10 protein-coding genes and 1 pseudogene are annotated in these 14,041 nt (G+C 67.5%); 9 read left to right on the top strand and 2 right to left on the bottom strand.

Going from position 1 to position 14,041, the window contains the following annotated elements:
- The first annotated feature begins 95 nt into the window (after window positions 1-95).
- A complete protein-coding gene (locus DFR29_RS10050) occupies window positions 96-983 on the top strand; it encodes a dienelactone hydrolase family protein (RefSeq protein ID WP_133818460.1) in 888 nt (295 codons plus the stop codon).
- Window positions 984-1,239: 256 nt separating this feature from the next.
- Here the strand turns inward: DFR29_RS10050 and DFR29_RS10055 are convergent, their stop codons facing one another.
- Together DFR29_RS10055 and DFR29_RS10060 are read right to left on the bottom strand one after the other, a co-directional pair.
- Window positions 1,240-1,968: a 4'-phosphopantetheinyl transferase family protein gene (locus tag DFR29_RS10055; RefSeq protein ID WP_133818461.1), complete on the bottom strand. Its 729-nt coding sequence runs from the start codon at window positions 1,966-1,968 to the stop codon at window positions 1,240-1,242.
- Between the two features lie 112 nt (window positions 1,969-2,080).
- Window positions 2,081-3,514 (bottom strand): DUF11 domain-containing protein, encoded by a 1,434-nt coding sequence (locus DFR29_RS10060; protein WP_133818462.1) that lies wholly within the window; start codon window positions 3,512-3,514, stop codon window positions 2,081-2,083.
- A gap of 518 nt (window positions 3,515-4,032) precedes the next feature.
- On the opposite strand from DFR29_RS10060, the gene DFR29_RS10065 reads away from it, so the two are divergent.
- The 8 genes and pseudogenes from DFR29_RS10065 (at window position 4,033) to pdeM (ending at window position 13,927) form a co-directional block, all read left to right on the top strand.
- Window positions 4,033-4,392, top strand: a complete 360-nt coding sequence (locus DFR29_RS10065) for a CopL family metal-binding regulatory protein (RefSeq protein ID WP_133818463.1) — start codon at window positions 4,033-4,035, stop codon at window positions 4,390-4,392.
- 108 nt (window positions 4,393-4,500) lie between these two features.
- Complete coding sequence (locus tag DFR29_RS10070; RefSeq protein WP_166653998.1) at window positions 4,501-6,219, top strand: TolC family protein; 1,719 nt, start codon at window positions 4,501-4,503, stop codon at window positions 6,217-6,219.
- Window positions 6,216-7,610 carry a multicopper oxidase family protein gene (locus tag DFR29_RS10075; RefSeq protein ID WP_208113558.1) on the top strand — a complete coding sequence of 465 codons (1,395 nt, stop codon included), beginning with the start codon at window positions 6,216-6,218 and terminating at the stop codon, window positions 7,608-7,610. Before DFR29_RS10070 ends, DFR29_RS10075 begins: the two co-directional genes overlap by 4 nt.
- Before the next feature lie 3 nt (window positions 7,611-7,613).
- On the top strand, window positions 7,614-8,099 hold the full coding sequence (locus DFR29_RS10080; protein WP_133818465.1) for a nuclear transport factor 2 family protein: 486 nt from the start codon (window positions 7,614-7,616) through the stop codon (window positions 8,097-8,099).
- Between the two features lie 87 nt (window positions 8,100-8,186).
- A complete protein-coding gene (locus tag DFR29_RS10085) occupies window positions 8,187-9,188 on the top strand; it encodes a ligase-associated DNA damage response exonuclease (protein WP_133818466.1) in 1,002 nt (333 codons plus the stop codon).
- Entirely contained in the window at window positions 9,188-10,789 is a 1,602-nt protein-coding gene (locus DFR29_RS10090) for an ATP-dependent DNA ligase (RefSeq protein ID WP_133818467.1), read from the top strand. The genes DFR29_RS10085 and DFR29_RS10090 overlap by 1 nt, the downstream gene beginning before the upstream one ends.
- A 29-nt stretch (window positions 10,790-10,818) precedes the next feature.
- Window positions 10,819-13,272 (top strand): annotated as a pseudogene (locus DFR29_RS10095) (ligase-associated DNA damage response DEXH box helicase); the annotation flags it as partial.
- Complete coding sequence (pdeM, locus tag DFR29_RS10100) at window positions 13,265-13,927, top strand: ligase-associated DNA damage response endonuclease PdeM (protein ID WP_425598829.1); 663 nt, start codon at window positions 13,265-13,267, stop codon at window positions 13,925-13,927. The pseudogene DFR29_RS10095 and the gene pdeM, both read left to right, overlap by 8 nt.
- The last annotated feature ends 114 nt before the right edge of the window (window positions 13,928-14,041 follow it).

The raw sequence follows: 14,041 nt of genomic DNA on the forward strand, positions 1-14,041 counted from the left end.
TGGCGGCACTGCGGCAAATGCGCTGCGTTGCGCCTTGCACAGCGAGGTGGGGCCGGGTCATTCTCGTTCGCCCCCGCTCCCGCCAAGGATCGCCAATGACGCGCAAGACCAGCTCCGATTTCGATCCCGAAGTGCTGCGCCAATTCGATGCCTATGTCCACGGCAGCCTGAGCCGGCGCGGCTTCCTCACCGCCATCGCCCAATACGCCACCGGCGTGCTGACTGCCGAGCTGATCCTGCAGCAGCTGAGCCCGCAGTTTGCCGTCGCGCAGCAGGTGGCCGAGGCAGACCAGCGCATCAAGATCGCGCATACCGAATTCGACTCGCCCGCGGGCAACGGCAAGGTCAAGGGCTACCTGGCCCGCCCGGCCCAGGCCAAGGGCAAGCTGCCGGTCGTGCTCGTCGTGCACGAAAACCGCGGCCTCAATCCGCATATCGAAGACATTGCCCGGCGCCTGGCACTGGACGGTTTCATCGCGTTCGCACCCGATGCCCTGGCACCGCTGGGCGGCTACCCGGGCGACGAAGACAAGGCACGCGAGCTGTTCGGCAAACTGGACCAGGAAAAGACCCGCGCCGACTTCCTCGCCGCGACAGCGGCGCTGAAGAAACTCGACGGCGCCAACGGCAAGGTCGGCGTGGTCGGCTTCTGCTACGGCGGCGGCATGGCCAACTACCTCGCCACCCAGCTGCCCGACCTCGCCGCCGCGGTACCGTTCTACGGCCAGGGCGCCAAGCTGGAAGACGTGGGCAGGATCAAGGCGCCGCTGCTGATTCACTTCGCCGAGAAAGACGAACGCATCAACGCCGCCTGGCCCGCCTACGAGGCCGCACTGAAAGAACACGGCATCCGCTACGAAGCCTTCGTCTATGCCGGCACCCAGCACGGCTTCAACAACGATACGACGCCGCGCTACGACAAGGCCGCCGCCGACCTGGCCTGGCAGCGCACCATCGCGTTTTTCAGGAAGCAACTGGCCTGAGTGACGCAGGTTGCTGTAAGCCGCCAGGCGCACACCAACATCGAGGTGTCGCACCATCAAAGAATCCATGCCGAACCAGTTCGTATACATAGACGAAAAAGAAAAAGCAGCAAGGAATTCGTAGCCACCGATTCGCGACGTAGCAAAAAGCAGCTTCGCCATGGGCATTTCGATGGTGGGCCAGCCCGCTGTTGCGGTGCGCCTGCGGCTTACCCACAACCTACCAACCCCAAGCAACTCCAACCAACAATGTGGATTAGCCGGGCATCGGCACGGTTTCGCGCCAGCTGACCGCGAAATCGGCCGCCGCGCCTTTGCGCACGGCCAAGGCCATGGCATGGCCGGCAGCGGGTTCGCGATAGTCAAACTGCCAGTCCGCCGCAACGTCGTCCAGCGCCGCATCGAAGCCGATGCCGATGCGCCCCTGCTCCAGGCGGAACCAGAACTGCTCCAGCGGAATGGCCAGGCCCATGCCACGCGCCTTGATATACGCTTCTTTCAATGTCCACAACTGGAAGAAACGCCGCGACTGCAGCGCCGGCGCCAGTGCGGACAAGTCCTGCAGCTCCGGCGGCGCGAAATACTGGGCGGCGATAGGCAGCATCTCCTCGCCACGCTGGGTCTCCTCCACGTCGACGCCGGCATCAGCATCGCGCGTCACCACGCAGGCGACCAGGCTGCGCGCATTGGAAAGATTGAAGCGCAGGCCGGTGGCGACGCCGGGCAGGTCGATCTCGGGCCGGCCGTAGTCGTTGCGGCGGAAGCGCCAGTCCTGCGGCGGCAACGGTACGTAGCGCGACAAGGTCAGCCGGCACAGCGCACGGGTCAGCAGGTATTCGGTCTTCAGATAGTCGAAGGCGAAACGTTCGCAGCGCTCGCGCTCGTCGGCGCTGAGCAACGAACGGTAATAATCCATTAGTTGCGGATGCCGGCACTTCTCGGTCCAGGCATACCATACCTGTGCTTGGCCCTGCTCCAGCTTCATGCCTGCGTCCTGCGCTGCGGGGCCGGCAAGTGTAGGCAGCAAGCCGGGGCTGTGCAAAAGACAAAGCCGCCTTGCGGCGGCCTTGTCGTCACGGCGGAGCGAAACGGTCAGATCACGGCTCGAAGCCGTTCTTGAAGATCTGGTCGGGCAATACAGCAGCGCAGGATGTCGTCTGGATGGAAACATCGTCGACGAAGAAATTCGACAAGGCACCGTCGCCGTTCTGTACCGACTCGAACGACAGCGCATGCGCTGCGCCATTGGCCAGTCCTGCCCCCAGCGGAATGACGACCTGGCGATAATCCGCCTCGCCGCAATTGGCCGACAGCGCATCCTCGCGCCACACTTCGGTGCCGTCGATGGTCAGGCGGGCGAAATCGTTGGCGCCCTGGGCGGCGTTGCAGTCCGGCAGCTTGACCCAGAAGGTCAGGTTGGTCGCACTGGTCGGAATCGTCACGCTCTGCACAACGCTTGCCGTCTCGACGCGGTCGTCCCAGCCGCCGAACCAGATCCACCAGTCGCCGGTGCGCGCTTCGGCGAAGCCGCAGGCCGCGCCGCTGCAGACCGGCGAGCCGCTGGTGCCGGTCTGGGTCCAGGTGGTGCCGGTATTGCCTTCCTCGAAGCTCGGATCGCCGACAGCTTCCGCCAGGTTGTTGGCCGATGCCGACGCCGTGTTGCCCGACGCCGACGCCAGGCTGACCGTGTTGTCGACAGCGGGGCAGCCTGCGCCGGTAACCGACACGGTGAGCGAGCAGTTCGCCGTCGCCGCGGCGGCGAGCGTGCCGATGTTCCAGGTCCAGACTGAACCAGCCGCGCTGCCGCTGCAGGTATCCGACACATAGCTCATGCCGGCCGGCAAGGTATCGGTGGCGACGATGGCCGACTCCGATGCAGTACCGCTGTTGCTGGCGACGAAAGAAAACGTGACATTGCCGCCGCCCGAGGGCACGCCGGGGCTGGCGATCGCCTTGCTGATCGTGGTGCCTACACCGGTGACCGTGCCCGGACCGGTGATGGTGTTCGTCAGCGAACCGACATCGCCGGCGGAGAACGCCGTGCTGACCAGCACGTAGTCGGTGCCGCTAGCGAGCGTGGTGACGATCTGCGAGTCGGTGCCGCCGGTGAAGTCGTCGCCGCCGACGATGCAGTTGGTCAGCGCGTTGGCCGGATCGAAGGTTGGCGAGTAGACGAAGATGAAGCCGTCGAAATCCTGCTCGCTGAGGATGGTATAGGTGCCGGCGGACGACACACGGAACGGCGTCGCGACATAGGCGACACCGTTGCCGCTGCTGGACAGGCCGGAACAGTCGGAAAATGCACGCGCATAAGTCGGCTGGCCGGTGGTGTTCACGGTGAAGCCGAACGACGAGGCGTCGGGCGTGGGCGCTACGCGGGACGTGAACGGCCCGGGATGGAAAATCTTGTTCTCTTCGACCTGTTCGGCGCTGGGGCGCGCCTGCTTCATGAGCGGGCTGGCGGCCAGCACCGATCCTGCGGCACCAAAAAGAACCAGGCCAATAACACTGCAAAGCTTGGATTTATTCACAATAACTCTCCCAAATGCACGGCTTTTCTATCTTGTGTATTGCACGCTTGCGCTGCCCCTCGCGGGCAGCTCCAGTCGATGCAGCAAGACCACGCCTTTCGCATTGCTTCCCCTGTAGAAGGGCACGGCTTTACCACGTCGAAACCTGCAGGTGTCGCTGTTCCGTTGCTGCAGAGGCCGGGACAATCGCGGCCTTCGCGAGTAAGAGCTTCGATGATTTTGGAACAGGTCACGGCTTTGTTTTAGATCGAACATCGACAACCACTCAGCCCGCCATGGAAATGCAAGGCTTCGTACGAAGCCTAGTGGAACTTTTTTCTTTGTCGCGATTGTTTGTTTCCGGTTAAACCGGCGATTGCCGCGATCGCGCGCAGCCAGCGAAATGTCGACGCTGCGTGAACGATGGCGCGACGTGACAGCGCATGCGCACCCGGCGCCGGCAGCGCGCCATGCGGTCGCCTTGAAACTTTGCCGCGCGACGCGCAGTCTATGCGCCGCCTCCTCCGCCCGGACCCTGCGTGCTGCGAACCGCCGTCAACTGCCTGCTTGCCCTGCTGCTGTGCCTGAATAGTTTTCTGGCGCCGCTGGCCATGGCCAGTCACAGCCAGGCAATGGTGGCGATGCAGCAGTCGGCGCCCTGCCATGGCGATATGCCGCAGCACGGCGACGCCGGCGCAGCAACACAGTCCGACCGGACGACGATGCACGACACCGACTGCTGCAAGCCCGGCCATTGCGCCTGCGCCCAGGCCGCCGCAACAACACCAGCCACTCTCGACTGCCTCAGTTTTGCCCCGGCCGACCGTCTCGGCCCTGCCGCCGTGCACGCGCGCCGCGATGTGCCGCTGGCGGTTGGCCTGCGTCCTCCCATCGGCTGAAGCACGCGCGTTTCTTCTATGCAGCGCCTCATGGCCGCTGCCGCTTTCCTGCGTGCATGAGCCGCCAGCCGCTATCCGGCAATGGCGGCCGTTAGTCCGAGTACGATGATGAAAATTCCGATTGCCCGGCTGCCTCTGGTGGCCGCACTGGCGTTGCTTGCGGGCTGCGCCAGCGTGTCGCGCCGCGAAGGCGCCGACCAGGTCGAGCAGTTGCTGCAAACCCGCCTGCCCAGTGCATTCCAGTGGCAGCACGATGCCCAGGGCCAGGCCGCCATCGGCGCGCGCGTGACCGAACTGCTGGCCCAGCCACTGACACCGGCGCGCGCCTTCCAACTGGCCCAGCTGCGCAATCCGCAGATCGCCGCGCGCTATGCAGAACTGGGCATTGCCCAGGCCGATGTGGTCGAGGCCAGCCGCATCGCCAATCCCACGTTTTCCGTCACGGCGATGAAAGACGGCGATGCGCACCAGATCAGTCGCGGCCTGAGTGCGCCGCTGAGCGATCTGCTGCTGTTGCCGTCGCGCAAGCGCTTCGCCGCAGGCGAATACGAACGAGCCCAGTTGAGCATCGCCGGCAACCTGATGAACCTGGCTGCCGATACCGCGGCCGACTGGTATCAGGCCGCTGCCGCCAACCAGATTGCGCTGATGCGCGAGGCCGTGGCCAAGGCGGCGGACGCATCGGCCGAACTGGCCCAGCGTTTCTACACTGCCGGCAATATCAACGCGCTGGAACTGAAACTGGAACAGGCAGCGGCCAGCCAGGCGCGCATCGCAGCGGCCAGGGCCAACGCCGATGCCCTGCGCGCGCGGCTGAGCCTGAATACGCGGCTGGGCCTGTCCGGCAGCGATGCGGCGCGCTGGAAGTTCGACCTGCCCCTGCTGGCACCGCTGCCGCAGGACGATGAACTCGAACCGCTGCAACAGCTGGCCCGCGCGCAGCGGCTGGACCTGGCCGCCGCACGGCGCGAAAGCGAACTGCTGGCCGACGCGCTGGGTCTGGCACGGCGCTGGCGTCTGCTGGGCGAAGTCGAGGTCGGCGTCGAACAGGAAAAGGAAACCGACGGCAGCCGCCTGCACGGTCCTACCCTGTCGCTGGCCCTGCCCCTGTTCAACCAGGGCCAGGCGGCAATTGCCCGGGCCGAGGCCAAGTTGGAACTCAGCCGTGCCGATCTCGCCCAGCTGCAATGGCAGGTCGACGCCGATGTGCAAAACGGCGTGGAGCAGGTGTCCGCCCTGCGCCGCATCGCCGACGACTACCGCAATGCCCTGCTGCCGCAGCGCGAAGCCGTGGTGCAGCGCCAGCTTGAACGACACAACTACATGCTGATAGGCGCGTTCGAACTGCTGCTGGCCAGGCAGCAGGAATTCGACGCCTACCAGGCCTACCTGGAAACCGTGCGCGACTACTGGCTGGCCCGGGTCGAGCTGGGCCGCGCCGTCGGTACGCAACTGCCTGGCGATGCACAGGCGCAGGAACGCACTTTCGATGCGCAGAGCCTGCTGCAGGCACCAGCGGACGATCCGCATGCCGGCCATTCCATGCCGGAAACCAAACCCGCCAGCGATCCGCATGCCGGCCATTCCATGCCGGAAACGAATTCCGCCAACGATCCGCACGCTGGCCATTCCATGCCGGAAACCAAACCCGCCAGCGATCCGCATGCCGGCCATTCCATGCCGGAAACCAAACCTGCCAACGATCCGCATGCCGGCCATTCCATGCCCGCCGCGCCGGCGCAGAAAGCAGCGGCAGGCAAACACGATCAGCAGCACACCGACGCGGACGCAAAAGACACCGCCACCGACCAGGAGCAGCAGCCATGACGACCCGCCGCGAATTGCTTCAACTGATGGGCGCCGGCGGTGCCGGACTGCTCGCCGCCGCGACGGTCAAGGCGCAGACGCCCGCACCGCCCGCCGCGGCACGCACAGCGCGCAGCGGCGAAAACTACCGCCCCGTGCGCACGCTGAACGGCTGGACCCTGCCGTTCAAGCGCAATGGCGCTGTCAAGGAATTCCACCTCGTCGCCGAAGAGATCGAACACGAATTCGCGCCGGGCAGCCGCGCCCGCTGCTGGGGCTATAACGGCACCACGCCGGGGCCGACGCTGGAAGCCGTCGAAGGCGATACCGTGCGCATCTTCGTCACCAACCGCCTGGGCGAAGGCACCACCATGCACTGGCACGGCATCGACCTGCCCAACGGCTACGACGGCATCGCCGGCCTGAACCAGCCGCGCATCGCACCCGGCGAAACCTTCGTCTACGAGTTCGTGCTGCGCCAGCACGGCACCCACATGTACCACCCGCACGCCGACGAAATGACGCAGATGGCCTTCGGCATGATGGGCCTGTTCATCATCCACCCGCGCAACGGCGAAGACGAGCCGATCGACCGCGACTACGCCTTCCTGCTGCATAACTACGCGTTGCACCCGGGCACCTACCGGCCAGACCCGTCGGTGATGCAGGACTTCGACCTGTGGACCTTCAACTCCAAGGTGTTCCCGGCCATAGAACCGCTGGTCATGCGCACCGGCGAGCGTATGCGTATACGCATAGGCAACCTATCCATGTGGAATCATCCCATCCACATGCACAGCAACCCGTTCTGGGTCACCGGTTCGGATGCCGGACGCTGGCCGCGGGCGCAGTGGCGGCGCGAAGTGACCGAGATTATCGGCGTCGGCCAGATGCGCGACCTGGAATTCCTCGCCACCGAACCCGGCGACTGGGCCCTGCACTGCCATATGGCCCACCACACCATGGGGCCCATGGGCCACGGCATTCCCAACCCGACCGGCGTCGACCAGCGCGGCGTGGAAGCGCAAATCCGCCAGATGCTGCCGGGCTACATGGCCATGGGCAAGGACGGCATGTCCGAGCACAGCGAACACGTCGCCATGGGCATGGCCGGCCCGGCCAATACCTTGCCCATGATGGCCGGCCAGGGCCAGTTCGGCCCCATCGAGATGGGCGGCATGTTCACCGTGGTCAAGGTGCGCGACGACCAGGCCGCCGACGATTATCGCGACCCGGGCTGGTATCGTTACCCCAAGGGAAAGATTGCGCGGCGCGTCAGCAGCGATGCGGATTTCGGCCAGCCGGTGCGGCGCGATCCGTATGCGCCGGCACAGCTGTCGCAGCCGCCCGCAGAGCCCCCGGCCGCGGCGCCCATGGACCATTCGAAACACGGCATGAAACCCGGAGGTTGACCCATGTTCCATCGCCCGCATCCGCTGGCAGTGTTGCTGTCCGGCCTGGCACTGGCCGGTGCCTGCGCCACCACGGCGCTGGCGCAGGCACCTGTCGACGATCCCGCCGCGGCCGCCGCCGTGGCCACGGTGGAAAATTTCCACAAAGCACTCGATGCGGGCGACGGCAAGGCGGCGCTGGCCCTGCTCGCGCCACAGCTGCAGGTGTTCGAAAGCGGCCATGTGGAACGCAGTCGCGACGAATACGCCAGCCACCACCTCGACGCCGACATGCAGTTCAGCAAGACGGCGCAGTCGACGCTGGCATCGCGCCACGCCGAGGTCAGCGGCGACAGCGCCTGGGTGCTCAGCGAAAGCGACGTCAGCTCGCAACGCCAGGGCAAGCCGGTCAAGCAGCGCAGCATCGAGACCATGCTGCTGCGGCAGACGCCACAGGGCTGGCGCATCGTGCATATCCACTGGTCGTCGCGCACGCTGAAGACCGAATAGGCGCAGTCCAGCGGGCATGCCGGTTCACGACCTTGTCACCGCAGCCGTGGTCTGGTTCGACCGGCGCAGGCAAGGAGACGGCACAGCGTGCCAGCCGATCACGACGATCTCGTCATAGCCACCAGTGCCGGGCTGTATTGCCCGGCCGGCGATTTCCATATCGATCCGTGGCAGCCGGTGGCGCGTGCGGTGATTACCCACGGCCACAGCGATCACTCCCGCCCGGGCATGGGCTGCTACTACGCCGCTGCGGCCGGGCTGCCTATCCTGCACTGGCGCCTGGGCACGCAGGACTACCGCGCGTTCGACTACGGCGAAACCTTCGACCTGGGCCGCACGCGCGTATCGCTGCATCCGGCTGGCCATGTACTGGGCTCGGCCCAGGTGCGCATCGAATGCGGCGAACGCGTCTGGGTCGCCTCGGGCGACTACAAGCGCCAGGCCGATCCCACCTGCACGCCGCTGCAGCCGCAGCGCTGCGACACCTTCATCACCGAAGCGACCTTTGCCCTGCCGATCTATCGCTGGCCGGATACGGCCACGGTGGCGCGCGATATCGTCGCCTGGCGCGACGAGTGCGCCGCCCAGGGCGAAGCCGCCGTGCTGTTCTGCTATGCGCTGGGCAAGGCGCAGCGCCTGCTGGCCGAACTGCGGTTGCATACATCGCGGCCGGCGCTGCTGCACGGCGCCATTGCCGCCGGCGTCGCCGTCTATCGCAGCGCCGGCATCGGTCTGCTCGACAGCCTGCCCATCGCCGAACAGGAACGCGGCCGAGACTATGCAGGCGAGCTGATACTGGCGCCGCCATCGGCCGCAGGCAGCGCCTGGATGCGCCGCTTCCGCCGCGTGCAGACCGGCTTTGCCTCGGGCTGGATGCAGCTGCGCGGCAACCGGCGCCGGCGCAACTATGACCGCGGCTTCGTCGTGTCCGATCATGCGGACTGGCCGGCACTGCTGCAGACCATCGAGCAGACCGGCGCCACGCGCGTCATTGCCACGCACGGCGCCACCGATGCGCTGGTGCGCGTACTCAACGAACGCGGTCTGAGCGCTGGCACCTTTGCCACCGATTTCGGCGGTGAAGACTGATGCAGCGCTTCGCCGACCTGTATCGCCGACTCGACCGCAGCACCGCCACCTCGGACAAGCGTGCTGCATTGATCGACTATTTCCGCCAGGCGCCGCCCGTCGACGCGGCCTGGGCGCTGTGGCTGCTGAGCGGCGGCAAGATCGGCGGCACCAAAGCGCGCATCGCCGGCAGCACCGAGCTGCGCGAATGGATTGCCGAGGCCAGCCGCACACCGGCCTGGCTGGTGGACGAGTGCTACGACCATGTCGGCGACCTGGCCGAAACCCTGACCTTGCTGCTGGACGAACCGGAGCAGATCGATGCCGCGCCGCTGCACGTCTGGATCGAGCAGCGCCTGCTCGCCGTCGCCGGCCGGGAAGCAGCGCTGCGGCGCGAGCTGGTCGTCGGCGCGTGGCTTTCGCTGGATAGTGAACAACGTTTTGTTTTCAACAAATTACTTACCGGCGCACTACGCGTCGGCGTATCGCAGCGGCTGGTGCAGCAGGCGCTGGCCGAACTCAGCGGCGTGGACATCGCGCGCATCGCCCAGCGCATGCTCGGCGCCTGGCTGCCCAGCCCCGCTTTCCTGCAACAGCTGCTGTCGGCGCAGGAAACCGCCGAGGATCGCGCCCAGCCCTACCCGTTCTTCCTCGCCTCGCCGCTGGAGGGTGAGGCAGGCAGTCTCGGCGCGATCGGCGACTGGCTGCTGGAATGGAAATGGGACGGCATCCGCCTGCAACTGATCCGCCGCGCCCACCAGACGGCCCTGTGGTCGCGCGGCGAAGAACGCCTGGATGGCCGCTTTCCGGAAATCGAAAATGCCGCGCAGCAACTGCCGCGCGACTGCGTCATCGACGGCGAACTGCTGGCCTGGCCCCTGCACCAGGACATGCCGCTGCCGTTCAGCGCATTGCAGACGCGCATCCAGCGGCGCAAGCCCGGCCCCAAGAGCCTGGCCGAGGCGCCGGCGCGCCTGCTCGCCTACGACCTGCTCGAACTCGACGGCGCAGACTGGCGCGAACGGCCGCTGGCACAGCGCCGCGCTGCCTTGCAGGAACTGCTCACTGGCCTGCCCGATGCACGCATCCTGCTCTCGCCCGAGGTGGCCGCCACCGACTGGGACGAAGCCGCCCGCTGTCGTGATACCGCGCGCGAACGAGGGGTGGAAGGGCTGATGCTGAAACGGAGCAGCTCCGTCTACCAGGCCGGCCGCCGCCGCGGCGACTGGTGGAAATGGAAGCTCGCGCCGCTCAGCATCGACGCGGTGCTGCTTTACGCCCAGGCCGGCCATGGGCGGCGCAGTACCTTGTATACCGACTACACCTTCGGCCTCTGGCGCGGCGACACCCTGGTGCCGGTGGCCAAGGCCTATTCCGGCCTCGACGATGCGGAAATTCTCGCATTGGACAAATGGATACGTGCACATACGCTGGAGCGCTTCGGCCCGGTGCGGTCGGTCCAGCCGCTGCAGGTGTTCGAACTGGGTTTCGAGGCAGTCAACCGCTCCAGCCGGCACAAATCCGGCTTCGCCGTGCGCTTCCCGCGCATTCTGCGCTGGCGCCAGGACAAGCCTGCGGCCGAAGCCGATCGCCTGGAAACGCTGCAGGCCCTGGCGCGGTGACAGCGCCAGCGCGACAGGCCGGGGCTGAGCTGCGCAGCACGCCCCCCGACACGCCGCTGGCGCAATTGCAGCGCTGGTTCGCCGCGCAGGGCTGGCGGCCGTTCGCGTTCCAGCGCGAAGTCTGGCGCCGCTACCGCGCCGGCGAATCGGGCCTGCTGCATACGCCTACCGGCAGCGGCAAGACCTGGGCCGTCTACGGCGGTCCGCTGCTTGACGCCTTGCAGCAGGCGCGCGACGGCGGCAAGCGCACGCGCCGCCTGCAGCTGCTCTGGATCACACCCTTGCGCGCGCTGGCCACCGATACGTTGCGCGCGCTGCGCGAACCGCTGCCCGCGCTGGGGCTGGACTGGCAGATCGGCCTGCGCAGCAGCGACGCGAGCGCGCGCGAGCGGCGCCTGGCCCGCAGCGGCAAGCTCGACGCGCTGGTGACCACGCCCGAATCGCTGGCCCTGCTGTTGTGGCACACGGAAAGCGCGCAGCACTTCGGCCAGCTGCGCGGCGTGATCGTCGACGAATGGCACGAACTGCTGGGCAACAAGCGCGGCGTGCTGCTGCAGCTCTGCCTGGCCCGCCTGCGCGCACTGTCGCCGCCGCTGCGCACCTGGGGCCTGTCGGCCACGCTGGGCAACCTGCCCCAGGCACGCGACGTATTGCTGCCACAGCAGCCGGATGCGGCCCTGGTCGGCGGCGTGGCTCCACGCGCACTGCAACTGCATTCGCTGCTGCCCGGCCCGGGCGAGCGCTTCGCCTGGGCCGGACATCGGGGCCTGGCCCAGTTGCCGCGCGTGATCGCGCAGATCTTCGCCGCGCGCAGCAGCCTGCTGTTTGCCAATACCCGGGCGCAGGCCGAGCTGTGGCATGCGGCGCTGGCCGCGGTCTGGCCCGAGCCGGCGGCTACCTTGGCCCTGCACCACGGCTCGCTGGCGCCAGCCCTGCGCTGCGAGGTGGAGCAAGGCTTGCGCGAACAGCGCCTGCGCTGCGTCGTCGCCACCTCCAGCCTGGACCTGGGCGTGGATTTTCCCGCCGTCGACCAGGCCATCCAGATCGGCAGCCCCAAGGGCATGGCGCGGCTGCTGCAGCGCGCCGGCCGCGCACGCCACCGGCCCGGCAGCAGCGCCTGCATCATCGGCGTGCCGACACACGCGCTGGAACTGCTGGAATATGCCGCAGCGCGCCGGGCCGTCGCCGCTGGCCGCATCGAGTCGCGCACACCGCCGCAGCTGTCGCTGGACGTGCTGGCCCAGCACTGCGTGACCCTGGCCCTGGGCGGCGGCTTCGACGCCGGCGCGCTGTTCGACGAGGTGCGCCGCACGCATGCCTTTGCCGCACTGGACCAGCGCAGCTGGGAACAGGTGCTGGACTTCATCGTGCAGGGCGGCGCGGCCCTGTCCAGCTATCCGGATTTCCGCCGCGTGCAGCGCGGCGAGGATGGCATCTACCGCGTCGTCGAGCGGCGCATCGCCTACCGCCACCGCCTGGGCATAGGCACCATCGCCAGCGACGGGGCAGTCGCAGTGAAATTCCTGCGCGGCGGCAGCCTGGGCTCGGTCGAGGAAGCGTTCGCCGGAGCACTGCGCCCGGGCGACCAGTTCCAGTTCGCCGGCCGCACCCTGCGCCTGGTCCGCCTGGAAGACATGACCGCCTACGTGCGCCTGGCACGCGACCGCGACGGCGCCACGCCGAGCTGGCGCGGCGGCCGCCTGCCGCTGTCGAACGAACTCGGCCGCGAAGTGGAGGCCCTGCTGGCCCAGGGCGAAGATTCGCCAGAGTGGACAACGCTGCAACCGCTGCTGACGCTGCAAAAGCAACTTTCCGGCTTGCCCGGCCCCGGCCATCTGCTGGTGGAAAGCCTGCCGGCACGCCAGGGCCGCCAGCTGTTCCTCTATCCGTTTGCCGGCCGCAGCAGCAATGAAGGCCTGGCCGCCGTGCTGGCGCTGCGCTGGGGCCGGCTGGCGCCGAACACCATCGCCTATGCCGCCAACGACTACGGACTGGTGCTTTCCGCAGCGCAGGACGTCGATCTGGACGAAGCCGCGCTGCAGCAGCTGCTGAGCCCGCACGCGCTGGCCGCCGATGTGGCAGCCGCGCTGAACCTGGCCGAGCTGGCGCGGCGCCAGTTCCGCGAAATCGCCCGCATTGCCGGCCTGCTGACCCCATCCCTGCCCGGCCGCGCACCGCGTTCGCTGCGCCAGCTGCAAGCTTCCAGCGGCATGATCTACGACGCCCTGCGCCGCTACGATCCGGACCACTTCCTGCTCGCTCTGGCCGAACGCGAAGTGCTGCAGCAGCAACTCGATTTCGGCGCGCTGCAGGCCGCCCTGGCCGACTGCGCGCAACGGCCGCTGCGCCTTTGCCGGCCGGCGACGCTGACGCCGCTGTCGTTCGCGCTGTGGGCCGAAAGCACACGCGGCCAGCTCAGCAGCGAAGATTGGAAAACACGCGTCGCCCGTGCCGCCGCCCGCCTGGAACGCCGCCATCGCAGAAGAACTGGCCATCGATTTCAACGGCGAGCCGCTGCACTTGCTGGCCGACCGTGCCGTGTACTGGCCGCGGCGCAACAGCCTGCTGCTGGCCGATCTGCACCTGGGCAAAGGCGACCGATTCCGCGAAGCCGGCCTGGCCCTGCCCAGCGGCGGCAGCCGGCTTGATCTCGAACGCCTGCAGCGCCTGCTGTTGCAGACCGGCGCCGCCAGTGTCTATCTGCTTGGCGACGTACTGCACGGGCGCGAGCACGGCACAGCCTGGCGCGAGGCCTGGCTGGACTGGCGCGCGCGTCATGCCACGCTGCGTATCGTCGCGCTGACCGGCAATCACGACCGCTGGCTGGCCCGTGCCGAGCTGGCGATCGAGCTTGCCGGCGCACAGCTGGTGCAGCCACCGCTGCTGCTCAGTCACACTCCCTTGCCGGAGCGCACCGGCGTGGTCTGCGGCCATCTGCATCCGGTGGTTAAGCTGCCGGGCCTGCCGCGCCGCTGGCCGGCCTTCGTGATCGGCGCGCGGCAATTGCTGCTGCCGGCATTTTCCCAGTTCACCGGCGGCCTGGAATGGGCTGTCGACGGCGCGGAACAGCTGATTGTCTGCAATGGCGAGCAGTTGATCGCCCTGCCGCCAGGCAACAGCGCCGGGCGGCAAGGCTGAAGCCGGCATACCCCTGCATCTTTAATTGTTTTTGCAATTTGTCGGTGTTGCCGAGGGCGTCTTTGTCGCCGCCCGGCCGCACGGGCCAGGCCGGCCCGTCCCTGCCGGCACCGG

This window comes from Tahibacter aquaticus (genome assembly GCF_004363655.1).
Taxonomy (GTDB): domain Bacteria; phylum Pseudomonadota; class Gammaproteobacteria; order Xanthomonadales; family Rhodanobacteraceae; genus Tahibacter; species Tahibacter aquaticus.